At 67.3% G+C, this 25,075-nt stretch carries 25 protein-coding genes; 13 read left to right on the top strand and 12 right to left on the bottom strand.

The features are described from left to right. Positions 1 to 45 precede the first annotated feature (45 nt). The 5 genes from trhP to lysM all read right to left on the bottom strand — a co-directional run bounded on the left by trhP (position 46) and on the right by lysM (position 4,586). On the bottom strand, positions 46 to 1,464 hold the full coding sequence (gene trhP / locus ACUH78_RS13635; RefSeq protein WP_445333730.1) for a prephenate-dependent tRNA uridine(34) hydroxylase TrhP: 1,419 nt from the start codon (positions 1,462 to 1,464) through the stop codon (positions 46 to 48). Positions 1,465 to 1,532: 68 nt separating this feature from the next. Continuing rightward, positions 1,533 to 2,165 carry a trimeric intracellular cation channel family protein gene (locus ACUH78_RS13630; protein ID WP_418364431.1) on the bottom strand — a complete coding sequence of 211 codons (633 nt, stop codon included), beginning with the start codon at positions 2,163 to 2,165 and terminating at the stop codon, positions 1,533 to 1,535. A gap of 27 nt (positions 2,166 to 2,192) precedes the next feature. After that, positions 2,193 to 3,554 (bottom strand): TIGR03862 family flavoprotein, encoded by a 1,362-nt coding sequence (locus tag ACUH78_RS13625; RefSeq protein WP_445333729.1) that lies wholly within the window; start codon positions 3,552 to 3,554, stop codon positions 2,193 to 2,195. A 31-nt stretch (positions 3,555 to 3,585) separates the two neighbouring features. After that, on the bottom strand, positions 3,586 to 4,008 hold the full coding sequence (locus ACUH78_RS13620) for an acyl-CoA thioesterase (protein WP_445333728.1): 423 nt from the start codon (positions 4,006 to 4,008) through the stop codon (positions 3,586 to 3,588). A 95-nt stretch (positions 4,009 to 4,103) separates the two neighbouring features. Further along, positions 4,104 to 4,586 (bottom strand): peptidoglycan-binding protein LysM, encoded by a 483-nt coding sequence (gene lysM / locus ACUH78_RS13615; protein ID WP_418364434.1) that lies wholly within the window; start codon positions 4,584 to 4,586, stop codon positions 4,104 to 4,106. Positions 4,587 to 4,856: 270 nt separating this feature from the next. Between lysM and gdhA the strand changes: the two genes are divergently transcribed. From gdhA to ACUH78_RS13570, 9 genes are all read left to right on the top strand, one after another. Then, entirely contained in the window at positions 4,857 to 6,200 is a 1,344-nt protein-coding gene (gene gdhA / locus ACUH78_RS13610; RefSeq protein WP_418364435.1) for an NADP-specific glutamate dehydrogenase, read from the top strand. 166 nt (positions 6,201 to 6,366) lie between these two features. Then, positions 6,367 to 7,008: an MBL fold metallo-hydrolase gene (locus tag ACUH78_RS13605; RefSeq protein ID WP_418364436.1), complete on the top strand. Its 642-nt coding sequence runs from the start codon at positions 6,367 to 6,369 to the stop codon at positions 7,006 to 7,008. 141 nt (positions 7,009 to 7,149) lie between these two features. Continuing rightward, positions 7,150 to 9,303, top strand: a complete 2,154-nt coding sequence (locus ACUH78_RS13600; protein ID WP_445333727.1) for a hypothetical protein — start codon at positions 7,150 to 7,152, stop codon at positions 9,301 to 9,303. Positions 9,304 to 9,360: 57 nt separating this feature from the next. Beyond that, the gene (locus ACUH78_RS13595) at positions 9,361 to 10,236 is read left to right on the top strand and encodes a branched-chain amino acid ABC transporter permease (protein WP_418364438.1); all 876 of its coding nucleotides are present in this window, start codon (positions 9,361 to 9,363) and stop codon (positions 10,234 to 10,236) included. Positions 10,237 to 10,280: 44 nt separating this feature from the next. Beyond that, on the top strand, positions 10,281 to 11,222 hold the full coding sequence (locus ACUH78_RS13590; protein WP_445333726.1) for a branched-chain amino acid ABC transporter permease: 942 nt from the start codon (positions 10,281 to 10,283) through the stop codon (positions 11,220 to 11,222). A 78-nt stretch (positions 11,223 to 11,300) separates the two neighbouring features. Then, the gene (locus ACUH78_RS13585) at positions 11,301 to 11,531 is read left to right on the top strand and encodes a hypothetical protein (RefSeq protein ID WP_418364440.1); all 231 of its coding nucleotides are present in this window, start codon (positions 11,301 to 11,303) and stop codon (positions 11,529 to 11,531) included. Positions 11,532 to 11,631: 100 nt separating this feature from the next. Continuing rightward, positions 11,632 to 12,789, top strand: coding sequence for an ABC transporter substrate-binding protein (locus ACUH78_RS13580; protein ID WP_445333725.1), 1,158 nt, complete (start codon positions 11,632 to 11,634; stop codon positions 12,787 to 12,789). A 4-nt stretch (positions 12,790 to 12,793) separates the two neighbouring features. Next, on the top strand, positions 12,794 to 13,429 hold the full coding sequence (locus ACUH78_RS13575; RefSeq protein WP_418364442.1) for a flavin prenyltransferase UbiX: 636 nt from the start codon (positions 12,794 to 12,796) through the stop codon (positions 13,427 to 13,429). Positions 13,430 to 13,460: 31 nt separating this feature from the next. Continuing rightward, a complete protein-coding gene (locus ACUH78_RS13570) occupies positions 13,461 to 14,063 on the top strand; it encodes an LON peptidase substrate-binding domain-containing protein (protein ID WP_418364443.1) in 603 nt (200 codons plus the stop codon). Between the two features lie 16 nt (positions 14,064 to 14,079). Here ACUH78_RS13570 and mutY read toward each other — a convergent pair whose 3' ends face one another. Beyond that, on the bottom strand, positions 14,080 to 15,144 hold the full coding sequence (mutY, locus tag ACUH78_RS13565) for an A/G-specific adenine glycosylase (protein ID WP_418364626.1): 1,065 nt from the start codon (positions 15,142 to 15,144) through the stop codon (positions 14,080 to 14,082). A 129-nt stretch (positions 15,145 to 15,273) separates the two neighbouring features. Between mutY and ACUH78_RS13560 the strand changes: the two genes are divergently transcribed. After that, a complete protein-coding gene (locus ACUH78_RS13560; RefSeq protein WP_418364444.1) occupies positions 15,274 to 15,771 on the top strand; it encodes a flavin reductase family protein in 498 nt (165 codons plus the stop codon). Positions 15,772 to 15,789: 18 nt separating this feature from the next. Here the strand turns inward: ACUH78_RS13560 and ACUH78_RS13555 are convergent, their stop codons facing one another. After that, positions 15,790 to 16,953, bottom strand: coding sequence for a hypothetical protein (locus tag ACUH78_RS13555; protein WP_418364445.1), 1,164 nt, complete (start codon positions 16,951 to 16,953; stop codon positions 15,790 to 15,792). 221 nt (positions 16,954 to 17,174) lie between these two features. Here ACUH78_RS13555 and ACUH78_RS13550 point away from each other — a divergent pair, with 221 nt between their 5' ends. The 3 genes from ACUH78_RS13550 to ACUH78_RS13540 all read left to right on the top strand — a co-directional run bounded on the left by ACUH78_RS13550 (position 17,175) and on the right by ACUH78_RS13540 (position 20,310). Then, positions 17,175 to 17,450 (top strand): HU family DNA-binding protein, encoded by a 276-nt coding sequence (locus ACUH78_RS13550; protein WP_510497566.1) that lies wholly within the window; start codon positions 17,175 to 17,177, stop codon positions 17,448 to 17,450. Positions 17,451 to 18,005: 555 nt separating this feature from the next. After that, positions 18,006 to 19,337 carry a DEAD/DEAH box helicase gene (locus ACUH78_RS13545; protein WP_418364446.1) on the top strand — a complete coding sequence of 444 codons (1,332 nt, stop codon included), beginning with the start codon at positions 18,006 to 18,008 and terminating at the stop codon, positions 19,335 to 19,337. Then, a complete protein-coding gene (locus ACUH78_RS13540; RefSeq protein ID WP_445333745.1) occupies positions 19,231 to 20,310 on the top strand; it encodes a TolB-like translocation protein in 1,080 nt (359 codons plus the stop codon). Before ACUH78_RS13545 ends, ACUH78_RS13540 begins: the two co-directional genes overlap by 107 nt. 35 nt (positions 20,311 to 20,345) lie before the next feature. On the opposite strand, the gene ACUH78_RS13535 is transcribed toward ACUH78_RS13540, so the two are convergent. The 5 genes from ACUH78_RS13535 to ACUH78_RS13515 form a co-directional block, all read right to left on the bottom strand. Further along, positions 20,346 to 21,098 (bottom strand): amino acid ABC transporter ATP-binding protein, encoded by a 753-nt coding sequence (locus ACUH78_RS13535; protein WP_418364627.1) that lies wholly within the window; start codon positions 21,096 to 21,098, stop codon positions 20,346 to 20,348. Between the two features lie 22 nt (positions 21,099 to 21,120). Beyond that, the gene (locus ACUH78_RS13530; protein ID WP_445333724.1) at positions 21,121 to 21,771 is read right to left on the bottom strand and encodes an amino acid ABC transporter permease; all 651 of its coding nucleotides are present in this window, start codon (positions 21,769 to 21,771) and stop codon (positions 21,121 to 21,123) included. An 83-nt stretch (positions 21,772 to 21,854) separates the two neighbouring features. After that, a complete protein-coding gene (locus ACUH78_RS13525) occupies positions 21,855 to 22,658 on the bottom strand; it encodes an amino acid ABC transporter substrate-binding protein (protein WP_445333723.1) in 804 nt (267 codons plus the stop codon). A gap of 263 nt (positions 22,659 to 22,921) precedes the next feature. Beyond that, entirely contained in the window at positions 22,922 to 23,512 is a 591-nt protein-coding gene (locus tag ACUH78_RS13520; RefSeq protein ID WP_435751416.1) for a HupE/UreJ family protein, read from the bottom strand. Positions 23,513 to 23,666: 154 nt separating this feature from the next. Continuing rightward, on the bottom strand, positions 23,667 to 25,067 hold the full coding sequence (locus ACUH78_RS13515) for a sensor histidine kinase (RefSeq protein ID WP_445333722.1): 1,401 nt from the start codon (positions 25,065 to 25,067) through the stop codon (positions 23,667 to 23,669). Positions 25,068 to 25,075 lie beyond the last annotated feature (8 nt).

Raw genomic sequence — 25,075 nt, 5'->3', positions numbered from 1 at the left:
AAGGGCTCCCGGATTTCAGGGGGGCTCCATCGCATGTGCCCCCGGTTACAGGAAGCGGGCGATGAAGCAGGGCTGGGTCGGATCGGCGTCCGCGGGCAGCGGCAGCCAGACACGACGGCCGCTGCCGGGAACGCGGTCGATGGCTCCACCGTCTGCAGCGAGCAGGTGTGCGAGCGGCTGCGCGAAGTTGCCGGCGGGTTGAATGAACTCGAGCCGGTCGCCTACGCCGAAGCCGTTCTTCGCCTCGACTTCGGCCAGACCGCGCGCGGCATCGAAGCCGACCACCTCACCCACCAGCAGGCTGCGGCCGGACTCGGAGTGGCCGCGCAGGTAGTTCTGGTGCTCAGGGGTCGCGTGGCGCTGGTAGAAACCGTCGGTATAGCCGCGGCTCGCCAGGCCTTCGAGCTCGCCAAGCAGGCGTGGATCGAAGGGGCGACCGGCCGCTGCATCCTCGATCGCACGACGGTAACCCTGGGCGGCTCGGGCGACGTAGTAGGGGCTCTTGGTGCGGCCTTCGATCTTCAGCGAATCGACGCCGATCTCCACCAGGCGTTGCACGTGCTCGATCGCCCGCAGGTCCCTGGAGTTGAGAATGTAGGTGCCATGCTCGTCTTCCTCGATCGGCATCAGCTCGCCCGGACGGGTGCCTTCCTCCAGCAGCCACACCTTGCTGCCGCCGATGTGGCGCGGTCCGCCACCCAAGGCGAGGTTCGTCGCGGTGTGCTGCCGGTCGCGGGTTGCCGTGCCGACCGCGCCAGCTGCCTTCGGGTTGCCGATCGGCGTGCTGCCGCAGGCCTGTACGTCGCCTGCGCCATCTTCCCCGGCTTCATGCAGTGTGTAGTCCCAGCGGCAGGAGTTGGTGCAGCTGCCCTGGTTCGGGTCACGATGATTGAAGTAGCCCGACAGCAGGCAGCGCCCGGAGTAGGCGATGCACAGCGCGCCATGCACGAAGACCTCCAGCTCCATGTCCGGGCAAGCGTCGCGGATCTCGGCGACCTCGTCGAGCGAGAGTTCGCGCGACAGGATCACACGCTTGACCCCCACCGACTGCCAGAAGCGCACTGACGCGTGGTTGGTGGTGTTGGCCTGCACCGACAGATGGATCGGCACCTCCGGCCAGCGCTCGCGCACCATCATGATCAGTCCCGGGTCGGCCATGATCAGCGCGTCGGGCTGCATCGCGATCACCGGTGCCATGTCCTCCTCGAAGGTGCGCAGCTTGGCGTTGTGCGGGTAGATGTTGGCGACCAGGTAGAACAGCTTGCCGGCGGCGTGGGCCTCATCAATGCCCGCGGCGAGTGTTTCGAGCTGACCGAAACTGTTGTTGCGCACGCGCAGCGAATAGCGCGGCTGTCCGGCATAGACCGCATCCGCGCCGTAGGCGAAGGCGGTGCGCATCATGTCCAGAGTCCCGGCGGGGGCGAGCAGTTCGGGGTGGCGCGGAGGTTTCGGCAGGGCGGGCATCGGGTGGCTGGATCGGGCAAAACGGCATTCTACCCGTGCTGCCACGGATGGCCCGCGCGGCGGCGGGCTCAATCCGTCGGCTTCGGCCAGGCGGGCAGGCGCAGATCGAGCGCGACGGCGAGCAGGCGCGAGCCGGTCGCCGCGCCAATGCCGGAAAGAGTGGAAATCGGCAGCGGCAGGCCGACCGTGTCCAGGGCGACGAAGACGCCGCATCCGAACAGCGCGCACAGCGCATAAGGGCGGTGGTCGCTGTAGACCTTGGGGACTTCGTTGCACAGCACGTCGCGCGACACGCCGCCGAAGATCGCGGTGATCACGCCCATCATCATCGCCACCAGCACCGGCATGTCGGCGGCCAGCGCGATGGTGGCACCGGAGATCGCGAACAGCCCCAGGCCGCAGGCGTCGGCGAATTCCATCAGGTGGCCGCCGAACTTGTGGCGCAAGGTCTTCAGCCACAGCGGGGTGGTCAGGACCATGGCGAGCACCAGCCACAGGTATTCCTGGCTCTGGATCCAGAAGAAGGGCCGGCGATCGAGCAGGATGTCGCGTACCGTGCCGCCGCCGAAGGCGCTGACGAAGGCGACCGAAAACACGCCGACGATGTCCATGCGCTTGCGCGTGGCCTCGATCAGGCCGGACATGGCGAAGGCGATGGTGCCGCCGACTTCGATGGCGATGAGGAAGGGGTGCAGGTTCATGGACGCTTCACGCAGATGCGGGGCTGGTCATGTCTGCATGCTAGCGCGGCTGGGCGCCGCCGTGCTTGTTCCGTCTCGTCCCAGCCAATGCAGCACTCCCTGTGCCGCAGCCACGCCGGTGGCGAAGCAGGCCGTCAGCAGGTAGCCGCCGGTGGGGGCTTCCCAGTCCAGCATCTCGCCGGCGACGAAGACCCCGGGGCAGGCCTGCAGCATCAGGTGCGCGTCGAGCGTCTCGAAGCGCACTCCGCCCGCGGTGCTGATCGCCTCGTCGATCGGGCGGGTGGCGATCAGGCGCAGCGGCAGGGCCTTGATGCCCACGGCCAGCCGTGCGGGGTCGTCGAAATCCGACTTCGCCAGGCATTCACGCAGCAGGCCCGCCTTGACCCCCTTGATGCCAACCTGGCTTTGCAGATGGCTCGCCATGGAGCGACTGCCGCGCGGACGCCCGAGTTCGGCGGCGAGGCGCTCCGGACTGCGCCCGGGGGCCAGGTCAAGATGCAGCGTGGCGGCGCCGAGCGCGCGAAGAGTGTCGCGCAGGGGCGCAGACAAGGCGTAGATCAGCCCGCCCTCGATGCCGGTCGCGGAGATCAGGCACTCGCCGGCGCGCTCGTGCACCGTTCCGCCCGCGTCCGTGCAGCGTGCGGTCACGGATTTCAGCGGTTGACCACGGAAGCGCTCGCCGAAATGCGCGCTCCAGCCTGGGCCGGCCGCGCCGGCGACGTCGAAGCCGCAGTTTGCCGGCAGCAGCTCCGCTACGTCCGCCCCGGCGCCGCGCAGTACCGGCACCCAGGCTCCGTCCGAGCCCAGCCTGGCCCAGCTTCCACCGCCCAGTGCCAGCAGCACGGCGTCGGCTTCGACGATGCGCTCGCCGGTGGGCGTGGAAAAGCGCAGCCGCTGGTCGGGGGCCGGCCCGACCCAGCCCAGCCAGCGATGCCGCACCGCGAAGGCGACGCCGTGCGAGCGCAGACGGGCGAGCCAGGCGCGCAGCAGCGGTGCAGCCTTCATTTCGGTCGGAAAAACGCGCCCCGAACTGCCGATGAAGGTGTCGATGCCCAATTCGCGGGCCCAGATGCGCAGCGCGTCCGGGCCGAAGCGTTCGAGCATGGGCGCTATCAGCGCCTGCCGCGCGCCATAGCGCGACACGAATTTTTCCAGCGCCTCGCCATGGGTGAGGTTAAGCCCGCCGCGCCCGGCAAGGAGGAACTTGCGGCCGACCGAAGGCATGGCGTCGAAGACCGTGACGGCGAGGCCGGCCTGGGCGAGCGTCTCTGCCGCGATCAGCCCGGCCGGGCCGCCGCCGATGACGGCGACGTGCGGGCACGGGGCGAGCCCGCCGCAATGCGGGCGGACCTGCGGCCGGTCGCCGTCCGGTCGGTCAGGGCTCGACATGGGAACGTGGGGCGCGGACGGAACGGGGGGATCAGGCAAAATGGCGATGGAAGCCGGCAGGCACCGGCGCCTTCTGGCGGGCTGCGTAGTCGAAGAATACGATCCCGGTTTTGCCGCGCGCGACTTCACGCCCACTGTCGGCATCCGACATGCGCCAGACGAGGTCGCAGCCGTGGGCGTGGAAGTCCGTTGCGGCAAGCTCGATGCGCATCACTTCGCCATGGAAGGCTTCGGAGCGGTACTGCACGGAAGCATCGGCGACGATGATGCCGTAGCCTTCCACGTCCATCTCCGAGTAGCCCATGGACTTCAGGAAGCGCGCCCGCGCTTCCGACACCACGCCGAGCAGTTGCACATGGTCGAGGTGAGCCTGGTAGTTGATGTGCGAGATCAGCAGCGGGACCTCGGTGGCGAAGGGAAACTGCGCCGGCAGTTCGATACGGATACGGGCCATGTCGGGCGGAAGCGTGAACGGAAAGAGGCCCGAGCGTACTGGTCCGGGCCTCTCGGGGGCAAGCACCGCGCGCGGGCGCGACCTTTGCGCGGGGGTCAGGCCTGCGGCGGAATGCGCAGCACCTGCCCGGGGTAGATCTTGTCCGGGTGGCTGAGCATCGGCTTGTTGGCCTCGAAGATCACCATGTACTGGTTGGCGTTGCCATAGAACTTCTTCGCGATCGCCGAAAGCGTGTCGCCGCGCGCCACGGTGTGGAACTGCGCCTCGGGCTCGGGGCGGGCAACCGACATGCGGTTTTCCACTTCGGCTACGCCTGCCACGTTGCCCGCGGCCAGCATGATCTTCTCGCGTGTCGCCTGGTCCGGAGCGGTGCCGGTGATCGTGACCAGCGACTGCGTCGCATCGAAGCTCACGCCCAGGTCGGCAGGTGCGAGCTTGAGCGCAAGGATGTAGTTGTGGATGGCCTCGGCTGCCTTTGCATTGGCAGCAGCGGGGTCGGCTGCGGGGGTTGCAGCACTGGCCGTGCCGGTGCCGAAGAGCTTTTCACCGGCTTCTTTGATGAACGCGAACAGACCCATGTGATTCTCCTGTGCTGGGGATATGCAGGATGGAGGATAAACCCCCAGCAGGCTGAAGATCCATCCAGCGCAGCATCCGCTCGCCCCGAAATGGTGCGCGCTCATCCATATTGGCTAAATCGTGCCTGTTTGATGCAGATCATGCACTGTTTTGGTGGGTTTGATGCATAATTACGGCAACCATTGCGATGGCTTCGGGTCACACCGAGGCCATCGCGTGCGCGTGTCCGTTAGTTTTTTCGTGTCCAACCAATCCATGGGTCCAACATCATGAAATATCAGTCCCTCGAGGAGTTTCTGGCCTACGTTGAACAGCGCAACCCTGGCCAGCCCGAGTTCTTGCAGGCGGTCAGCGAGGTCATGGAGAGCCTGTGGCCCTTCATTTCGGCCAACAAACGCTACGCCGAGCACTCTCTCCTCGACCGACTGATCGAGCCCGAGCGCGTGATCATGTTCCGCGTCTCGTGGGTGGACGACAAGGGTGACGTGCAGGTCAACCGCGGCTACCGCATCCAGCACAGTTCGGCCATCGGCCCGTACAAGGGCGGCCTGCGCTTCCATCCCTCGGTGAACCTGTCGATCCTGAAGTTCCTTGCCTTCGAGCAGACCTTCAAGAACGCGCTCACCACACTGCCCATGGGCGGCGGCAAGGGCGGCTCGGACTTCGACCCCAAGGGCCGCAGCCCGGGTGAAGTCATGCGCTTCTGCCAGGCTTTCATCAGCGAGCTGTACCGCCACGTGGGGCCGGACACCGACGTGCCGGCGGGCGACATCGGCGTGGGCGGCCGCGAGGTCGGCTTCATGGCCGGCATGATGAAGAAGTTGTCGAACAACGCCGCCTGCGTGTTTACCGGCAAGGGCCTGTCCTTCGGCGGCTCGCTGATCCGCCCCGAATCCACCGGCTATGGCACCGTCTATTTCGCCGACGCCATGCTCCGTCACGCTGGCCGCGACATCAAGGATATGCGTGTTTCGGTGTCTGGCTCGGGTAACGTCGCCCAGTACGCGATCGAGAAGCTGATGGAACTCGGCGCCAAGCCGATCACCTGCTCCGATTCGAGCGGCACCGTGATCGACGAGGCGGGCTTCACCCCCGAGAAGCTGGCGATCCTCATGGAGATCAAGAACCACTACTACGGCCGCGTGGCCGAGTATGCCGAGCGCGTCGGTGCTCGCTTCGAGCCGGGCGTTCGCCCCTGGCACGTGCCGGTGCAGGTCGCCCTGCCGTGCGCGACCCAGAACGAGCTCGACGGCAACGATGCCGCCACCCTGGTCAAGAACGGCGTCGTCGCCGTGGCCGAGGGCGCCAACATGCCGAGCACCATGGAAGCCGTGAAGATCTTCGAGCACAACGGCGTGCTGTACGCGCCGGGCAAGGCCTCCAACGCCGGAGGCGTGGCCACCTCGGGTCTGGAGATGAGCCAGAACGCGATGCGCATGTCGTGGACCCGCGACGAGGTCGACGCCCGCCTGAAGGAGATCATGCTCGGCATCCATGCCGCCTGCCTGAAGTATGGCGAGCGTGAGGACGGCAGCGTGAGCTACTCCGATGGCGCCAACGTGGCCGGCTTCGTGAAGGTCGCCGACGCGATGCTCGCCCAAGGCGTGGTCTGATCGAACGTCGGCTTCAGGTCGGCAACGGTGAGAGCGGGCTTGCCCGCGAAGCGGCTCCTGATCGGACGCTGCTTTGCGGGCAAGTCCGCTCCTGCGTTCACGCGCCGGACGTGTCCGCTCATCGGATAAACTCCGGGCCGAATCCACCTCTACAGGAGCTCTCCCGATGATCCAGGCCACCATCGTCCCGGTCACCCCCTTCCAGCAGAACTGCAGCATCCTGTGGTGCGATCGAACGAAGAAGGCGGCGGTGGTCGACCCGGGCGGCGACATCGACCGCATCCTTGCTGCGATCGACAAGCTCGGGGTCAGCGTGGAGAAGATCCTGATTACCCATGGTCATATCGATCACGCAGGGGGGACGGTCAAGCTTGCGCGCGAACTCCGCGTGCCGGTCGAGGGGCCGCAGGAGGAGGATCGCTTCTGGATTGAAGGCATGCCGCAGCAGAGCCAGATGTTCGGCTTTCCCGACGTCGAATCCTTCGAGCCCGACCGCTGGCTGCATGACGGCGACACGGTCACCGTCGGCGAGGAGACGCTGAAGGTCATCCATACGCCCGGGCACACGCCGGGGCACGTCGTCTTCGTACACGAGGGCGCCCGTCTGGCCATCGTCGGCGATGTGCTGTTCGCTGGTTCGATCGGTCGCACGGACTTCCCGCGTGGCGACCACCAGACGCTGATCCGCTCGATCCGCGAGAAGCTTTTCCCGCTCGGCGACGACATCACCTTCATCCCCGGGCACGGGCCCACCTCGACCTTCGGCGAAGAGCGCGACAGCAATCCCTTCGTCGGCGCCTACGGCTGAGCGCTGCCGCTCACGGCCGGCCGCGGGCGATGGGGGCGCGCGTGTGCCCAGTCCGATTGTTCCCAGTCCAATTCCGGCGCAATATTCCCGTGTTGTGTGCGCCGTGGAAGCGCCCCGGTGCGCCTAGACAGGGAGAGTACGATGAGCAAGGACAAGAAGGGCCATCCGTGGCGGTTTTTCCGTTCGGGCGGTTTCGATCAGGTGCGTATCGAGACGGCGGACGACCTTCGCCACCTTGGCGAGCTCGACCAGAAGCTGTGGTCGGCGCTGGCCTGTCCCACTTCTGGGCTGGAGTTCGACTCCCGCACGCTGCAGTTGCTCGACGCCGACGGTGATGGCCGCATCCGTGTGCCCGAGATTGTCACAGCGGCGAACTGGGTATGCGCAGTGCTGCGGGAGCCCGAGGTACTGTTCCGTGGCGTAGACGGCCTGCCACTGGCTGCGATTGACCCCGACCACCCGGAGGGCGCTCGCCTGCTTGCGACCGCGAGGAAGGTGCTGGCCTACCTCGACAAGGCGGATGCGGAGCAGATCGCGGTCTCCGATCTGACCGACACGAGCCGGCTGTTCGCTCCCGATCATCTCAACGGCGATGGCATCGTGCCCGCCGAACTCACCACCGACGCCACCCTCGTCAGGGCCATCGGCCTGATCATCGACGGCTTCGGCTCGGCCGACGACCGTAGCGGCAAGCCCGGCGTCGATGCAGAGCGTGTCAATGCCTTCTTCGCTGCGGCGCAGGCCTTGTCCGACTGGCAGGCGCAGGCCGAGGCAGACGCGGCGACCCTGTTGCCGCTCGGCGCGGACACCGGGGCCGCTGCCGCGGTTTTCGAGGCGGTGCGTGACAAGGTCGAGGATTATTTCACCCGCTGCCGCCTCGCCGCTTTCGATGAGCGCGCGGTGACGGCGCTCAACCCGGCCGATGAGACCTACGCGAGCCTTGCCGTGCAGGCGCTCGACGCCGCTGCTGAGGGCGTCGCGGCCCTACCGTTGGCCATGGTCGGGCCGGGACGCGCACTGCCCCTCGAGGTGGGCCTGAACCCCGCCTGGGAGGCGGGCATCGCCCGCCTGCGCGATACCGTGGTGCAGCCGGTTTTCGGCGTGCGCGAGTCGCTGTCTTGGAGCGAATGGCAGGCGCTCTCCCGGCGCTTCGACGCCTACCGCGCCTGGATGGCCGCAAAGCCCACCAACCCGCTTGCGGCGATGGAGATCGCAGAGTTGCGCGTGCTGCTCGACAGCGGCGTGCGCGCTGCACTCGATGCGCTGATCCAGCAGGACCTCGGCGCCGAAACCGCTGCCGCCCAGGTCGACGCGCTCGAGCGTCTGGTGCGCTACAACCGCGACCTGGTGCAGTTGCTGCGCAACTTCGTGACGCTCAGCGATTTCTATGGAACGCGCGAGAAGGCGATCTTCCAGGCCGGTACGCTGTATCTCGACCAGCGCAGTTGCGAGCTCTGCCTGCGCGTGACCGACATGGGTCGGCATGCGGCGCTCGCACCCCTGTCCGGCACCTACCTGGTCTATTGCGACTGCGTCCGCCAGGGCGAGGCCCCGATGACCATCGTCGCAGCGCTCACCGGGGGCGATGCCGACGAGATGATGGTGCCGGGGCGCAACGGCGTGTTCTATGACCGCCAGGGGCGCGACTGGAATGCCAGTGTGGTCAAGGTGGTCGAGGCTCCGATCAGCGTGCGCCAGGCCTTCTGGTCGCCTTACAAGCGCATCGGCCGCATGATCGGCGAGCAGATCCAGAAGTTCGCCGCGGCGCGCGAGAAGGCCGTGGACGAGCGCGCTGCGGCGGGCGTTGCCGGAGCCGGCGCCAAGGTGGAGGCACCTCCGGTTCCGGCCCCCGCCCCGGCCTTCGACATCGCCAAATTTGCGGGGATCTTCGCCGCCATTGGCCTCGCGCTTGGCGCGCTGGGCACGGCGCTTGCGGCCGTGGTGTCCGGCTTCCTGTCGCTGCCTGCGTGGCAGATGCCGCTGGTCGTCGTCGGCATCGTGCTGCTGATCTCCGGCCCGTCGATGCTGCTCGCCTGGCTCAAGCTTCGCCAGCGCAACCTCGGTCCGCTGCTCGATGCCAACGGTTGGGCAGTGAACACCCGTGCGCGCATCAACATCCCCTTCGGTGCTGCCTTGACCGGGGTGGCCGCGCTGCCCGCAGGGGCCTCGCGTTCTTTGTCCGACCCCTATGCGGAGAAGGGCTCTCCCTGGGGCACCTGGATCTTCCTGCTCATCGTCGCGGCTGCTGTCGTGGCCGCGTGGCAGCAGGGTCTGCTGGCGCGCTTCCTGGGCTGAACGGCTCCCCGGTGGCATGGGGCTTCTGTCGGCCAGGATCGGCTATGCTTCGGCCCCATGCTCGCCTTCATCCAGGTCCTCACCAGTGGAATCGCGATCGGCTGTGTCTACGGCCTGGTCGCGCTTTCCTTCGTGCTGATCTACAAGGCGACCGAGACTGTCAGCTTCATGCAGGGCGACCTGCTGATGCTCGGGGCCTTTGCTGCGCTGGCGCTCCACCTGGGCCTGGGGTGGCCCTTGTGGCTCGCTGCGCCCGTCGCGGTGGCTGCCGCCGGAGCGCTGGGGGCAGCGCTGGAGCGCCTTGCCCTGCGCCGCGCGATCGGGCAGCCGCATCTGGTCGCAGTGTTGCTCACTTTCGGCCTGGGGATGATGATGCGCGGCGGTGTGGCCTCGGTGCCGGCCGCAGCGCAGGATACCTATCGCCTGCCCTTTGCCGCGGATACGGTCGCGTTTGGCCCGCTCGTGCTGGCTTCCAGCCACCTCTGGGTCGTGGGCGCCACATTTCTCCTCGCAGGCGCGCTTGCGGCTTTCTTCCATCACACGCGCACCGGGCGCGTGCTGCGTGCCTGCTCCGAGGATGCTCGTACCGCGGCGCTGCTCGGCTGGCCGGTGGCGCGCATGCACACGCTGGCCTGGGGGCTGGGTGCCGCGGTGGCGGCGGTCGCCGGACTGCTGCTTGCGCCGGTGACCTTCGTGCACCTGAACATGGGGTTCATCGCGCTCAAGGCGTTCCCCGCCGCAGTGCTGGGCGGACTCACCAGCCTGCCTGGGGCGCTGCTGGGCGGCGTGTTCCTGGGCGTGGTCGAGGCGGTCGCCGGTCTGGTGCTGCCGGAAGGCGTCAAGGACATGGTGCCGTATGCGCTGCTGTTGCTTGCGCTGCTGCTGTTTCCGCAAGGGTTGGGTGCTGGGCGAGCGGCCCGCGCCAGCGTGTGAGACCGAGAGTGCGGGGCGCACTGCTTCCTGCTTCATGCCGGCGCATGGATGTGCGTGACGTGGCGCGCGCGGCGCTGCCGTGGGCGCTGGTGGCCCTGGTGGCGGGGTTGGCGCTCGGTGTCGACTACGCGCTAGGCAAGGCCACCTTGGTGCTGACCTATGCGATCGCAGGCCTGGGTGTGGTGATCGTGGTTGGCCAGGCGGGGCAGATCGCGCTCGGTCAGGCAGCCCTGGTAGCGCTGGGTGCCTACACCCAGGCGGTGCTGGTGCGTCATGGCGTGCCGGCTCTGCTGGCGGTGCCGGCGGCGGTGCTGGCCGGGGCGCTGGGCGGCGTCCTCGCGAGCCTGCCTGCGCGCCGCCTCGGCGGGCTCTATTTCGGCATGAGCACGCTCGCCTTCGCGCTCATCGTCGAGGAGGGCCTCGCTCGCTGGGAGTCGGTTACCCATGGTGCGGCGGGCGTGGCGGTCGGGGCCTTCGGTATCTTCGGCTGGCAAGCTACTACGACAGCGGCGCAGGCGCTGGTGAGCCTGGCTGCGCTGTTGCTGGCGCTGCTGGCCTGCCGGCGCCTGCTGGATCTGCATCATGGTCGGGCGTGGCGGGCGGTGCGCGACGATGAGGCAGCAGCAGCGGCCTGTGGCATTTCGCCCGCAGCGACCAAGATGCAGGCCTTTCTGGTCGGCGGTGCGCTGTCGGGGTTGGCAGGCGCGCTGTACGCGCACTGGATCGGCTTCATCAGTCCGGAGCAGTTCGGCCTGGTGTTCTCCTTCGAACTGCTGATGCTCGCCTTCATTGGTGGTGCGCGCCGGCTGGCGGGTGCGGTGTGGGGGGCGCTGGTGATCGTCGCCATTCCGCCGACCATCGCGCTGCTGCGCGATCTGCTGCCGGGAGAGTGGGCGCGTGCGGCAGGGCTCGAGATGGTGGCCTTCGGCGCGGTGATCGTCGCCGTGGTGCTGCTGCGCCCGGCCGGTCTCGCCGGGAAGGATTGAGCGCGGCGCTTGAATTTTGCGTTGCAGCAGACGATAGTTAGAACTTCCCTGCAACGCCCTTTCCGGAGCCCGAACGCGATGAGTGCCTGGAGTTGTCCCCACGATCTGAACGGAATCTGCCAGCGGGTACGCGGCGCGATCTGCGAACCCGGCATGCGTGGCTGCGAACTCGAAGGCAAGGTGCGTTTTGCCCGCGAGGAGCTGAACCAGCCGAGAAAGCCGGTGAAGGCGCCCGTTGCCGACGTCCGGCCCGAGCGCACGCAGGCCAGCAAGGCCGCGCCCGCGCCGCGCCGCCGTCTGCCCTTCTGAGCGTGGCATGCGCACCGGTACTTCGCCCCACTTCGCCTCAGCTCGTCTCCACTTGCTTCCAATTGCCTCCACTCGCAGCAGCTTTCGGAGCAGGTCCTTCATGAGCCTCCTGCGCCGCCTTGCGCTTCCGCTCTTCGCCAGCCTTTCCATGCTGAGCTCGGCCCCGGCTGCCGCAAGCGACCAAGACATCGTCGTCGGCACCATTTCCGACCTCTCGGGCCCGATTGCCATGCTCGGCGTGCCGGTGCGTGACGGCATGCTGATGCGCTTCGACGAGGTTAATGCCGCGGGCGGTGTGCACGGCCGGCGCATCCGGCTGGCGGTCGAGGATGCCGGCTACGACCCCAAGCGCGCAGTGCTCGCCGCGCGCAAGCTGGTGCAGCACGACCAGACCTTCGCCTTCATCGCCAACATGGGCACGCCCGTGGTGATGGCCACGATGCCGATCATCGTCGATGCGGGCCGTCTGCACCTGTTCCCGTTCTCGCCGCACCGGGCGACCTACGAGCCGCTGCATCCGCTCAAGTTCCAGAACTTCGCGCCCTACTACGATTACATGAAGGCCGCGACCGCGCACATGGTGCGCGAGAAAGGCTATGCGCGCGCCTGCCTGCTGTACCAGGACGACGACTACGGTCTCGAGGTCATGAAGGGCGTGGAAGCCGGGCTGAAGCAGCAGGGGCGCGAACTGGTCGAGCGCACCAGTTACAAGCGCGGCGCGACCGACCTCTCCAGCCAGATCGCGCGACTGCGTGCAGCGCGATGTGAGTTCGTGGTGCTCGCCACCGTGGTACGCGAGACGGTGGCTGCGATGGCCGAGGCGCGCAAGATCGGCTGGGAGGTGGACATGCTGGTCACCGCCTCGGGCTATTCGGCGCAGACCCACGAACTGGGCGGCGACGCGGTGGAGGGGCTGTACGGTGTTTCGGTTCTGCCTCACCCTTACGCCGAAGGCGCCCGCCCCGAGCTTGCCGACTGGATCACGCGCTATCGCGCACGCTTCAACGCTGAGCCCAATGTCTGGAGCGTGATGGGCTATACCCTGGCCGACCTCTTCGTGCGTACCGCCTCGGCCACCGGACCCGCGCTCACGCAGGAAGCCTTCGCGCGCACGCTGGAGCGCATCACCTTCCCGCCTGACTTCTTCGGCAGCCCGGCATACCGCTTCAGTGCGGAAGACCACCTCGGTAACCGCCATGGTCGTCTTGCGCAGATTCGAGGTGGGCGCTGGGTTCCCATCACCGACTATCTGGAATGATCCGGTGAACGCGCCCGCCACCGTCACCGTTGCCTTCACGGGGGCTTCCGGCCTGCCCTACGGGGTGCGCCTCGTCGAGTGCCTGCTGCAGGCCGGCTGCAAGGTGTGGCTGCTGTATTCGCAAGTGGCACAGATCGTCGCGCGCCAGGAGATGGACTGGCAACTGCCTGCGCGCCCGGCCGAGGTCGAGGCCGAGCTGTCCGCGCGCTTCCATGCCGCGCCGGGCCAGTTGAGGGTGTTCGGCCGCGAGGAGTGGTTTGCCCCGCCGGCCTCCGGTTCCAACCCGCCGGACGCCATGGTGGTCTGTCCGTGTACGATGGGCACGCTGGCCTCGATCGCCAATGGTCTGAGCCAGAACCTCATCGAGCGTGCCGCCGACGTGGTCATCAAGGAAGGCCGCAAGCTGGTGCTGGTGCCGCGCGAGACGCCGTATTCGGCCATCCATCTGCAGAACATGCTCGAACTTGCCCGCCTGGGCGTGTGCATCCTGCCGCCCAACCCGGGTTTTTACCACCACCCGCAGACGGTGCAGGACCTGATCGATTTCGTCGTTGCGCGCATCCTCGACCAGCTCGGCGTGCCGCATGCGCTGGTGGCTCGCTGGGGCGAGGCGCGTATCGGGCCGGTACAGGCGTGCTGAGCCTGGCGCTGCGGCGCCACTGGAGAACACCATGAGCGAGGTCTGTGAGCGACTGCCCCTCTTTCCCCTCAAGACCGTGCTTTTTCCTGGTGGCGTGTTGCCGCTGCGCGTCTTCGAGCCGCGTTACATGGACATGGTGACGGGCTGCATGCGTGAGGGCGGCAGCTTCGGCGTGTGTCTGATCGCCGCTGGCGAGGAGGTGGGCGAGACGGCGGTCCCGCACCCGGTGGGCACCGAGGCGTGTATCGAGGCCTGGGACATGGAGCAGGCCGGTGTGCTGAGCCTGGTCACGCGTGGCGGGCGGCGTTTCCGTGTCGAAGATCACGAAGTCGAGCGCGATGGCTTGCTGGTGGCGCGCGTGCGCTGGCAGGATGAGCCGCCTTCCGGGGGCGTTCCCGAGGCGCAGGCCGAGGTGCTGCCGCTGCTGCGCGCGATCGTGGCCGAACTCGGCGAACGCCTGCCGCCTCCGCACCGCTTCGACGATCTGGCCTGGGTGGGCGCGCGCTATGTGGAGTTGCTGCCGATTCCGCTGCTCGCCAAGCAGAAGCTCCTGGAACTGGATGATCCCCTGAGTCGTCTGGAGATCGTGCAGAAGTTCCTGCGCGAGCATGGCCTGCTTTCGAACACCGCCTGAGGGCGTGTAGCCGGCGTCATCCCAGCGTGAACAAACCGGGTGCGGCGAGGGCGTCTACGATGCGCCTTACTGGCGCGGGCAGCGCGGCGCCCTCTCGAGCGTCCAGCGCCAGCCATTGCAGCGCTGCTGCGTCGGCGCACAGGGGGGGCCGAGTTGCGGAGCGGATCAGGACGGGCTGCAATTCGAGCACGAAATGCGTGAAGGCATGGGTGAACGGGGTGAGGGGCGAGGGCTGCGCCCGCTCGAGCCCGAAGCGTACCATCGCCCAGGCGCTGATATCGTCTGTGGTGTCCGGTATTTCCGGCAGCGCGAGCAAGCCGCCCCAGATGCCGGCAGGAGGGCGGCGTTCCAGCAGCACGGCGTTCTCGTGCAGGATCACCGCGTAGCGCGCGCTGCGCCGTGGTACCGCTCTCTTCGGGCGTGGGGCGGGCAGTGTGGCTAGGCGGTCTTCCCGATAGGCCACGCAGTCGTGCTGGAACGGGCAGTGCGCGCAGGCTGGGCGGCTGCGTGTGCATACCGTGGCACCAAGATCCATCTGCGCCTGGATGTAGCGGCCGATGTCGCGCTCGGGCAGCAAGGACTCGGCCAGGGCCCACAGGCGCTCTTCGACCGCACGTTCGCCCGGAAAACCGTCCACGCCGAAGAGGCGGCACAGTACGCGCTTGACGTTGCCGTCGAGGATGGCGACACGCTCGCCGAAGGCGAAGGCGGCGATGGCGGCGGCGGTCGAGCGCCCAACCCCGGGAAGGGTGGCGATCGTGGCGGCTCTGTGCGGGAACTGGCCGGCGTGGTCGGCCATGATCATGCATGCGGCACGGTGCAGGTTGCGCGCGCGGGCGTAGTAGCCCAGCCCGCTCCAGAGCGCCATGACGTCCTCGACCGGGGCCACCGCCAGGCTGCCTACGTCGGGAAAGCGCGCGAGGAAGCGCTCGTAATACGGGATCACCGTCTCCACTCGCGTCTGCTGCAGCATGATCTCGGACAGCCAGATGCGGTATGGGTCGCGACCGTGCTGCCAGGGCAGGCCATGGCGACCGTGCGTGCGCTGCCAGGCGCACAGGCGGTGGGCGAAGTCGTTCAGGCGAGGGATATTCATGCGTGACCTGCGGTGGATCGGTGATGGGGTTCTCGACGCTGCACCCCCGGGCAGGGATAATCACGCGTTCTCCAACATTCCAACGACGCGCTTCCGACGTGTCGGACATTCCCCATGACCCAACAGCATCCTGCGGACGAGGACTTCTCGCGCCGCTTCCGTAACGCGCTCGGCATGTTTGCCACCGGGATCACCGTGGTGACCACACGTGGCCCGGGTGGAGAGCCGATCGGTCTCACGGTCAACTCCTTCAATTCGGTATCGCTCGACCCGGCGCTGGTCGTCTGGAGCCTGTCGAACAGCCTGCCCAGCAAGCCTGTGTTCGAAGCCTGCGAATACTACGCGATCAATGTGCTTGCGGAGGACCAGGCAGAGCTTTCGCAACGCTTCGCCAGCCGGCTCGACGACAAGTTCGACGGTCTGGCGTTTGACGAAGGCGTCGGCGGTGTGCCGCTGTTGCGGGGGTGTTGCGCCCGTTTCGAATGTCGCAACACCGTCCGCCATCCGGGGGGGGACCATCTGGTCTTCATCAGCGAGGTGCTCGGTTTCGAGCGTCACGAGCGCGCGCCGCTGATCTATTTTGGCGGCGCCTATCGGCGCTTGGCCGCCTGAGGGCGGCGCGGGTCGGCTTTATTTGCGCTTGCGCGCCGCGCTCTTTTCGACGAGCTCGATCTCGAAATCGCGCGCCGGGTCCAGCGCCAGCGCCAGCACCGACAGGCGCAGGCGCACGCCCTCTTCGTCCTCCGGTTTCTCGCGGGGCGTCAGGGCTTCGCGGCAGAAGGGGCCGTCGGGGTGGAAGTTCCACGCTTCGGGCGGCACCATCGCGCAGTCCGCGATCGCGCCATCTTCCACCTTCGCCCAGCACAGCAGCACACCGCGCGCGCCACTTACCCGTGCCAGGCCGATGCCTGGCTCCGGTGCGCTGACGTCGCTCAGTGGGGCGACCTCGTCGCTTTCGGGGTGGCGCATCCGGCTGGCGCAGTCGGCCAGGTCGATTGCGCGCGCGAACAGGCGCGCCGAAACTCGGTGGCCGCGGTCGAGCAGCAGCTTGACCAGCTGCGAGGCTGCATGTCGGGCAAGCGCGCCGGTTTCGGCGGGTGAGCCCCCTTGGGTGGGGCGACGGACGAACTCCTCCGTCGGCCAATGCCCGGCACTGGCTGTCCAGGCTGCGGCGCTCAGTGTGCCGAGCAGCGGAACGGTGCCTTCTTTCGCGGGCGTCGCCGCGCCCAGGCTGATCAGCGCGGCCATCACCGAGCTCAGGCTGCCGCCGGCCTCCAGGCGGTCGAGAAACTCGCCGATGCCGTGCGGCATGCGGATGCGGGTGAAGAAACCGGCGAGCAGTTCGCGCGCCACCAGATCGAGCACGTCCCCGCCCAGCGCCATCGCGTTTTCGGCGTCGGCGCAATGCATCAGGCGGCGGTGAAATTCGGTGTAACGGTTGTGGCGCGGCTCGAAACCGAGCCGTGCCGGCCACGCCAGCAGCAGGCGGTGCAGATGCGCATCGATCACCTCAGCGGCGAGCCAGCGCTCGGTGGCAAGGGCTTCCTCGCGCCCCGGCGCAGGCTGCCCGAGCGCAGCGGCACAGGCCAGGCGAACCGCGGTAGCGTGCGCGCGCGGGCTGATGGGCGCGTGCGCCTGCGCATGCTCGACAGCAGCTTCCGGGGTCATGCCGATCAATGAGCGCCCCATCCAGGCAACCTCAGGGAGTGTGACCCGTACGGACGCCACGACGCCCTGGCGATGGGTCGCAAGGATGTGAATGCGGTCGCTTGCCATGGCGGCTGGGGTGTTCATTGTCTGTTTTCGCTCGGAGGGCGCGGATAGCCGCAAGGATACCCCCATGACGACCCGATCGGTGACCCCGATTGCTGCATAGCAGCAATAAAAAATACGCCACACTCATGTCGAATGTCACGGCAGAACATCGTGAAATGCCCCAGAATCCGCGACGGTGCTAGAATCCGGCGAGTAGATCGGACTACCCAAAATCCCACTCACACCAATCGAGGAAAAGCATGAACAAAGGTGAATTCGTCGAAGCCCTGGCTGACCGTCTGGATGTTTCCCGCGCTCAGGCCGACCGTGCGCTGTCGGGCGTGCTGGACATCATCGCCGAGCAACTGGGCAAGGGCGAGAAGGTTGCCTTCACCGGCTTTGGCTCTTTCGAGGTCTCCAAGCGCGCCGCCCGCACGGGTCGCAACCCGCAGACCGGCGCCACGATCGAGATCGCCGCATCCAGCGTGCCGAAGTTCACCGCTGGTGCAACGCTCAAGGCCGCGGTCAACAAGTAAGCGCATTCCGGACTCCCCGGGGGCGACTCCGGCTGGGCGGGCCATACTTGGGGTATCGGCCCGCTTTTTCGTTCACGGCCTTCCCGAAGCGCTCCCCGATTTCCCTTGCCGGGCAAGGCCTTGTTGGCGCTTCGCGGTAAAGATTTCTGCACCTTGGCTGGAAAAGCCGCTATACTTGCCGAGTTGTGCAATGCAGCAAAGGGCCGTATCCATTCCGCTGCGGATGAGGACATCCGCCGAAAACCGGCCCAAGGGACTGTAACCACAGCCCCATCGCCCCCGACCTCCCGTCGCCGGTTTCTCCTGAAACCGAGCGTTCCATGCGTTCTTCAGATCGTCTGGCTGCGTGACAACCGGTTGGTGCCGATGCGCGGTCCTTCTCCGACGCCGTCGCAGATCGACCGGCCACGCCCGTCGCGTCCGTCATGCAGCGATTGCCGCTGCGATACCGTAGCCGGTTCCCACCGGTACGGCGCGATGCCTTTGCGATCCGTCTCCCACGGATCCCGATCCGTCCCACCGCTTGCCGGTGCGGACAGCAAGACAGGAAGAACCATGACTTTCCAAAGCCTCGGCCTTGCCGACGAACTCCTCAAGGCCGTCGAGCAGACCGGTTACACCACCCCGACTCCGGTGCAGCTCCAGGCCATTCCGGCAGCGATCGCGGGCCGTGACCTGCTCGTTTCCAGCCATACCGGCAGCGGCAAGACCGCCGCCTTCACCCTGCCTGCCCTGCAGCGCATCGTCGGCCGTCGTCCGACACCGGGCAGCGGCCCGCGCGTGCTGGTGCTGACGCCCACTCGCGAGCTCGCCCAGCAGGTCGAGAAGGCGGTGCAGACCTACGGCAAGGCGCTGCGCTGGCTCAACACCGCCTGCCTTGTCGGCGGTGCGCCGATGTTTGCGCAGGTCAAGCAGCTCCAGCGGCAGTGCGATGTCGTCGTCGCTACGCCGGGCCGCCTGCTCGACCACCTCAACCGGCGCAAGATCAAGCTCTCGGACGTCGAGGTGCTGATCCTGGATGAAGCCGACCGCATGCTCGACATGGGCTTCGCTGAGGACATCGATGCCATCGTTGCCGCGACCCCGGGCAAGCGTCAGACCCTGCTGTTCTCGGCCACGCTCGATGGTGTGGTTGGCAGCATGGCCTCCCGCATGACGCGTGATCCACAGCGTATCGAGATCGAAGTCGCCAAGGAAGACCGCGGCCAGATCGAGCAGCGACTGATGTTCGCCGACGATCTCGGCCACAAGAACCGCTTGCTCCACGCCCTGCTCGGTGAGGACGGGATGAACCAGGCGGTGGTATTCACCGCCACCAAGCGCAGTGCTGATGAACTGTCGCTTTCCCTGCAGGAAAAGGGCATCGCTGCCGCCGCCTTGCACGGTGACATGCACCAGACCCAGCGCAACCGCACCCTCGACCGCCTGCGCCAGGGCCGCATCGGCGTGCTGGTGGCGACCGACGTCGCCGCGCGCGGCATCGACGTCGCCGGTATCAGCCACGTCATCAACTTCGACCCGCCGCGCCAGGCCGAGGACTACGTGCACCGCATCGGTCGCACTGGCCGTGCCGGTCGCGACGGTATCGCAATCACGCTGTCCGGTCCGCGCGAAACGGGTCTGATCCGCGCCATCGAGCGCTTCACGGGCGGCCGCCTCGAAGTGCACACCATCGCCGGCATGGAGCCCTCGCCGCGCAAGCCGTCCGGCCCGCGTCCGGGCGGCAATGGCGGCCGTCGCTTCGGCAGTGGCGGAGGCTACGCTCGTCCGGGTGGCAACGGTGGCCGCGGCCCAGGGCGCGACGGCCACCCCTCGCGCAACGAGCGCAACCACGGCGATCGCCAAGCGTACGGCGGGGAGCGTCGTCAGCGCGCCGGCCGTGACTGATCTTCTTGCGCGCGCCCTCCTTGCGCTTTCGCTCGCCGCGATGCCCGCCCTTGCGGGCGCGGCGGCGACCGGGGACTGCGAGCTGATGCTTGCCGTGGAGCGCAACGGAGCGATTCAGCTGTGGTCGGCCGCAGCCGGGGTGAGGGAGGTGGGGCGAGGCGGATGCGCAGCGCTTGATCCGATGGCCCGGCGGCTGGCCTGGTGCGCACCATCCGATGAGGAGGACTGGCGCGCACGCGTGCTCTGGATCCTGCCCCTGGGGGCTGGCAGCCGCGTCGAGCGCGAGCGTGCCTACGAGGCGCCGGAGGGAGCTTTCATCAGCGAGGCCGCCTGGTCGCCGGATGGGCAGCGTCTGGCCTTTCTGCTGACCGATGCCCATTTCCGCAGCCACCTGCTGGTTTGGCGCGATGGCCGTGTCGATCGCATCGCCAGCGCGTCAGTGGATGAAGACCCGCAGTGGTGGAGCCTGGGCTGGCTCGCCGACGGCGAGCAGCTCACCGTCCATGACATGCAGCGGCTCCACACGATTGAGCATCGGACCGGCGAACGGCACCGTGAACCGCTGCTCAAGCTCGGCATCCCGCCGGACGCTATGAGCAGCAGCGACCGCGTCAGACCGGCTCCGGACGATCCCCAGCTTTTCGCCTTTACTCGTATGGCTCAAGGCTCTGAGCGTCTTCAACGCGTGCTGCACGAACCGGGCAGCGCGCTCTTCTTGCATGACCGTTTCGTGGGCAAGGGGAAAAACCTGCGCCTGAGCGATGAAGACACTGTGGTGGTGGATGCCACTTGGGTGCCCGATGGGCGCAGTCTGGTGTTTTCCGGTTACCGGGCCGGGCAGGCGCAGGAAACCGATCCCTTTCGTCTCTATCGTATCGAGCGGCATGGTGGCCGCGCGGCGGAGCTGACCCGCGGTGAACGCGCCAGCGCTGCCTGTCTGCGTCCATCCGCCTTACCTGACCATTCCCGCTGAAGAGCGCGTCCGCGCGGTCGCTCCGCGTGCTCGTTTCAGAGCATGCTTTCCAGGAAGGCCCGCGTGCGCGGATGCTCGGGATTGGCGAAGAACTCCGCCGCCGGGCGCGACTCGATCAGTTCACCGCCGTCCATGAACACCACGCGGCTTGCCACCTCGCGCGCAAAGCCCATCTCGTGCGTCACCACCAGCATGGTCATGTGCTCGTCGGCGAGCTGGCGCATGGTGCGCAGCACCTCGCCGGTCAGCTCCGGGTCGAGTGCGGAAGTCGGCTCGTCGAACAGCATGATGTCCGGCTCCATCGCCAGCGCACGCGCGATCGCCACGCGCTGCTTCTGTCCGCCCGAGAGCCGTGACGGATAGGCCTCGCGCTTGTCGAAGAGGCCGACCTTCTTCAACAACTCCTCGGCCTTGGGCAGGATGGCCTCGCGCTTCATGCCCTTCACCGTGATCGGCGCCTCGATCACGTTCTGCAGCACGGTCAGGTGCGGAAACAGGTTGAAGTGCTGGAACACCATGCCCATGCGCGCACAGATCCGGCGCACCTCGGCGTCGGCGACGTAGTGTGCGCGGCCGCTCGCGTCGTCGTGGGCGAGCACGTCGCCCTCGATGACGATGCGCCCGGCGTCGATGGTCTCGAGGTGGTTGAGGCAGCGCAGGAAGGTGCTCTTGCCCGAGCCCGAGGGGCCGATCACCGCGACCACTTCGCCCTTCGCGAGCGTCAGCGAAACGCCCTTCAACACCTCGTTGGCGCCGAAGCGCTTGTGGATGCCGTTGGCGAGGATCATCGGTTCGCTCATCGACGCGGCCTCAGTCATAGACGGCATGGCGTTTCTCCAGGCGCTGGAAGAACCAGGTCAGCACCAGCGTCATCAGCAGGTAGAAGCCCGCGGCGACGATGAAAGGCGTGATGGTGAAGTCGCGCTGCACGATGCCGCGTGCGGCGCGCAGCAGGTCGTTGAGCGCAAGCACGTAGATCAGCGAGGTGTCCTTGACCAGGGTGATGGTCTCGTTGCTCATCGGCGGCAGGATGCGCTTGACCACCTGCGGCAGCACGATGCGGCGCATGGTCTGGCCGTAGGAAAAACCGAGCACCTTGGCGCCCTCGTACTGGCCGCGGTCGATGGACTGGATGCCGGCGCGGAAGATCTCGGCGAAGTAGGCCGCGTAGTTGAGCGCGAAGGCCACGATCGCCGCCGGGAAGTCGGGCAGGCGGATGCCCACCACCGGCACGAAGGGCAGCGCGTAGTAGATGAACAGCATCTGCAGCATCAGCGGCGTGCCGCGCATCAGCCAGATGTAGCCATTGACGGCCTGGCTGGCGACGGTGAAACGCGAGATACGGATCAGCGCCAGCGCCAGGCCGAGCGGCACGGCCAGTGCGAGCGTGATGAAGAACAGCTTGAGCGTGACCAGCGAGCCCTCGGCGAGCGGGCCGAGGATGCTGAGGATGTAGTCCATGAGGGAATTCCGGGCAGGGCGCGCGCGTCGCGCGAGGCCGGCGGACGTGCCGAATCACGGCTGCCCGCACGGCCCGAATGGACTTACTTGATGATGTCCTTGCCGAACCACTCGGTGGAGATGCGCGCCGCGCTGCCGTCGGCCTTCATGTCGTCCATCGCCTTCTGCAGCCTGGCCAGCAACTCGGTGTCGTCCTTGCGCGTGCCGACGCCGTACTCCTCGGTGCCGAAGTGGTCGTCGAGCACCACGTAGTCGCCGGGCTTCTTGGCGGTGTAGTAGCGGCCCACGACCTCGTCCAGCACCACGGCGTCCAGGCGGCCGGTGGTCAGGTCCATCAGCGCGGTGACGTTGTCGCCGAACTTCTTCAGCTCCTTGAAGGAAGCCGCGATCGGGTCCTTCTGCACCGCGTCGATCGCGCTGCTGCCGTCCTGGATGCCGATGATCTTGTCGGCGAGGTCGGCCTTGGTCTTCACCGCCGAGTTGGCGGGCACCACGATGATCTGGTGGTTTTCCATGTAGGCGGTGGTGAAGCCGATGTTCTTCCGGCGTTCTTCGGTGATGGTGAGGCCGTTCCACAGCGCGTCGACGCGCTTGCCATTCAGCTCCGCCTCCTTGGCGCTCCAGTCGATCGGCTTGAACTCGACTTCGATACCGAGGCGCTTGGCGGCTTCCTTGGCGAGGTCGATGTCGAAGCCGACGAGTTCGTTCTTCTCGTTGCGGAAACCCATCGGCGGGAAGTTGTCGTCGAGGCCGATGACGATCTTCGTGGGGGCGGTCGGCGCGGGGGCGGCGGACTGCGCGGCGGGGGCGCTGTCGTTGTTGCCGCAACCGGTCAGCAGGGCGCCGGCGGTGAGGGAGAGCATCAGCAGGGAAGAGAATTTGTTCATGATCCGACTCGGAAAGGACTGGGAAAGAGCGCCTGCACCCGCATGGGCGTGCGCCCGTGAACCGACCGTACGCTGCGGCGCGGCACGCAAAGGCGCGATTCTCCCCGTGAAGCCGTGATCGGGCAACCACTGCGCCACGGCTGCGTGCAGACATAAAAGAAACCCGCCACCCGTGGAAGCGGGTGGCGGGTGAGCGCAAGACCGGTTGGCCGAGGGGGTGAGAGAGAGGCCCTGCTCCCGATTTTGGGCGCCCGAAGGCGGTCTCAGGCGCCAAACAGCAGGGCGCCGGTGCCGGCGATGGCGCCGCCGCTGATGCGCAGCACCGTGCGGCCGAGCGCGCTGTCCGGAACGAGTCGGGCGAGCGCAAAGCCGATCAGGTGAAGGGCGGCGGTGGCGAGGGCGAAGCCAAGGGTGTACGCGAGCACCGAGCCATCGCCCATTTCGGCGTGGTGTGCATGGCCGTGGAAAAGCGCGAAGCCGGCGACCAGCGGAAGCGCGGCGGGGAGCGGCAGGCGGGCCAGGAAGGCGATCAGCAGGCCGAGGACCAGCACCGAGGCGGCGATGCCTGCTTCCACTGCAGGCAATTCGATGGCGAGGGCCGAGAGGGTTGCGCCGGCGAGCATCGCCAGCACGAAGCTGGCAGGGAGCATCCAGCGTGCGCGCTTCTGCTGGAGGGCGGCGAACAGGCCGACGGCCAGCATTGCGAGCAGGTGGTCCAGACCGCCGATCGGGTGGGAGAGGCCGCTTGCGAGGCTGGCAGCGTCGTGGCCAGGGTGGGCGAATACCGGTGCGGTAGCCGAGAGGAGGGCCAGGAGGGTCAGCGGCCGGACGAAGTTGCGACAGGTGGCGTGCATGAGTGTGATTCCTTTGCGGCGTGCGGTCGAGGAACAAGGCTGAGTCAGCGAGGACGCATGACTGCTATCAAGATGCGTGCCAGGTCTGCGTCGGACCTGGAATCCGCAGGCTGCAGGGTCTGCAGTGTTCAAGAGATGGTCGAATGCTTTCCGGTTACTGGGCGTCACCGGCAGCCGATTGACCAGGCGTGCTCTTGTCCTGCGTTCGAGCCAGGGGCAGTGTCAGCACCAGGACCGCGCCGCCCTGCGGGGCATTTTCGGCCAGCAGTTGCCCGCCATGGCGCTCGACGATGCCATAGCTGATCGACAGCCCGAGCCCGGTGCCCTTGCCTACCGGCTTGGTGGTGAAGAAGGGGTCGAAGATGCGGCCGATCACCGTCTCGGGGATACCCGGCCCGTTGTCGTGAAAGCGCAGTTCCACCTGGCCCTCGCGGAGCGTGGCGCCGATGCGAAGGGTGGGCGGGCCGTCGCCCTGGGTGGCGGCGTCCCAGGCGTTCTCGATCAGGTTGGTGACGACCTGCTGGATGCGCCCGGACGATCCGTGCAGCGGTATGGACCGCGGTAACGCGAGTTCGATGCGGAAGCTCTCGCGTGCGGCCTTGCACACCCAGCGCACTGCGCGCTCGATGACCGCGACCAGATCGAAGTCTTCGGCCTCGTCGCGGTCCATCACGGAGAAGCGTTTCAGACCGTCGACGATCGCCCGCGTGCGCTCGGCGCCTTCGAGGGTGCCCTCGATCAGCGAGGGCAGGTCGGCGAGGATGCGGTCGATGCGCAGCGTACGTCGCGCCTCGTCGATCTCCTTGGCACCGGCGCCGCCGTGAATGTGGCCGATATATTCGGAGAGGCGCTCGGCGTAGCGGCGTAGCGCATGCACGTTGCCGAGGACGAAGCTGATCGGGTTGTTGAGTTCGTGCGCGACGCCTGCAACCAGGCGTCCGAGCGAGGCCATCTTCTCGGCATGGAGCAACTGCTGCTGGGTGCGCTTGAGATCTTCATGTGCCTGATGCAGCGCCTCGTAGGCACGACGCAGCTCCCCAACCGGCCGCCCGGTGATGACCATGCCGAGCGACTTGCCGACGGCGCTGAAGCGCGGCGTACAGTTCAGCGACACCGGCACGGCGCTGCCGTCACGCGCGCGCAGCGGCAGCTCGCAGTCATGCACTTCCCTGGGACCTTGTTCGAGCAGGCGTCGGCGCGCCTCGGCGGCGGCTTGCGGATCCGCGAACAGTTCCATCATCGGCGTGCCGCGCAGGTCGTCGATGCTGCGCCCGCAGAAGGCCTCGAGCGAGCGGTTCGCGTCCTGGATCACGCCGTTGCGGTCGCACACCAGCATGATGTCGGACATTGAGGTGAGCACCGAGAAGATGAACTGCTGTGACTCTTCGAGCTTGGCGTTCTTCTGCTCGAGCGCGACCTCGTACTGCAGCAGGTCGGAGTACACCTCGTCCATCTTGTCGATGACCTCCAGCCACACGTCCTCGCTCACGCCGACGAGTTCGCCGGGGTGGGCGGTGTGCTGCAGCGGCGGGGTCGGGCTGTCGTCCTGGGACATGATCGGGT

It is taken from the genome of Thauera sp. ZXT1-4 (genome assembly GCF_052598215.2).
Note: the sequence above shows the minus strand (reverse complement) of the source record. Positions and strands in the feature narration are given on the sequence as shown.

What these genes read in the sequence shown, in the direction of transcription:
- trhP (WP_445333730.1), bottom strand. Translation starts at nt 1,464, where the DNA reads ATGCCCGCCCTGCCGAAACCTCCGCGCCACCCCGAACTGCTCGCCCCC.
- ACUH78_RS13630 (WP_418364431.1), bottom strand. Translation starts at nt 2,165, where the DNA reads ATGAACCTGCACCCCTTCCTCATCGCCATCGAAGTCGGCGGCACCATC.
- ACUH78_RS13625 (WP_445333729.1), bottom strand. Translation starts at nt 3,554, where the DNA reads ATGTCGAGCCCTGACCGACCGGACGGCGACCGGCCGCAGGTCCGCCCG.
- ACUH78_RS13620 (WP_445333728.1), bottom strand. Translation starts at nt 4,008, where the DNA reads ATGGCCCGTATCCGTATCGAACTGCCGGCGCAGTTTCCCTTCGCCACC.
- lysM (WP_418364434.1), bottom strand. Translation starts at nt 4,586, where the DNA reads ATGGGTCTGTTCGCGTTCATCAAAGAAGCCGGTGAAAAGCTCTTCGGC.
- gdhA (WP_418364435.1), top strand. Translation starts at nt 4,857, where the DNA reads ATGAAATATCAGTCCCTCGAGGAGTTTCTGGCCTACGTTGAACAGCGC.
- ACUH78_RS13605 (WP_418364436.1), top strand. Translation starts at nt 6,367, where the DNA reads ATGATCCAGGCCACCATCGTCCCGGTCACCCCCTTCCAGCAGAACTGC.
- ACUH78_RS13600 (WP_445333727.1), top strand. Translation starts at nt 7,150, where the DNA reads ATGAGCAAGGACAAGAAGGGCCATCCGTGGCGGTTTTTCCGTTCGGGC.
- ACUH78_RS13595 (WP_418364438.1), top strand. Translation starts at nt 9,361, where the DNA reads ATGCTCGCCTTCATCCAGGTCCTCACCAGTGGAATCGCGATCGGCTGT.
- ACUH78_RS13590 (WP_445333726.1), top strand. Translation starts at nt 10,281, where the DNA reads ATGGATGTGCGTGACGTGGCGCGCGCGGCGCTGCCGTGGGCGCTGGTG.
- ACUH78_RS13585 (WP_418364440.1), top strand. Translation starts at nt 11,301, where the DNA reads ATGAGTGCCTGGAGTTGTCCCCACGATCTGAACGGAATCTGCCAGCGG.
- ACUH78_RS13580 (WP_445333725.1), top strand. Translation starts at nt 11,632, where the DNA reads ATGAGCCTCCTGCGCCGCCTTGCGCTTCCGCTCTTCGCCAGCCTTTCC.
- ACUH78_RS13570 (WP_418364443.1), top strand. Translation starts at nt 13,461, where the DNA reads ATGAGCGAGGTCTGTGAGCGACTGCCCCTCTTTCCCCTCAAGACCGTG.
- ACUH78_RS13560 (WP_418364444.1), top strand. Translation starts at nt 15,274, where the DNA reads ATGACCCAACAGCATCCTGCGGACGAGGACTTCTCGCGCCGCTTCCGT.
- ACUH78_RS13555 (WP_418364445.1), bottom strand. Translation starts at nt 16,953, where the DNA reads ATGAACACCCCAGCCGCCATGGCAAGCGACCGCATTCACATCCTTGCG.
- ACUH78_RS13550 (WP_510497566.1), top strand. Translation starts at nt 17,175, where the DNA reads ATGAACAAAGGTGAATTCGTCGAAGCCCTGGCTGACCGTCTGGATGTT.
- ACUH78_RS13545 (WP_418364446.1), top strand. Translation starts at nt 18,006, where the DNA reads ATGACTTTCCAAAGCCTCGGCCTTGCCGACGAACTCCTCAAGGCCGTC.
- ACUH78_RS13535 (WP_418364627.1), bottom strand. Translation starts at nt 21,098, where the DNA reads ATGATCCTCGCCAACGGCATCCACAAGCGCTTCGGCGCCAACGAGGTG.
- ACUH78_RS13530 (WP_445333724.1), bottom strand. Translation starts at nt 21,771, where the DNA reads ATGGACTACATCCTCAGCATCCTCGGCCCGCTCGCCGAGGGCTCGCTG.
- ACUH78_RS13525 (WP_445333723.1), bottom strand. Translation starts at nt 22,658, where the DNA reads ATGAACAAATTCTCTTCCCTGCTGATGCTCTCCCTCACCGCCGGCGCC.
- ACUH78_RS13520 (WP_435751416.1), bottom strand. Translation starts at nt 23,512, where the DNA reads ATGCACGCCACCTGTCGCAACTTCGTCCGGCCGCTGACCCTCCTGGCC.
- ACUH78_RS13515 (WP_445333722.1), bottom strand. Translation starts at nt 25,067, where the DNA reads ATGTCCCAGGACGACAGCCCGACCCCGCCGCTGCAGCACACCGCCCAC.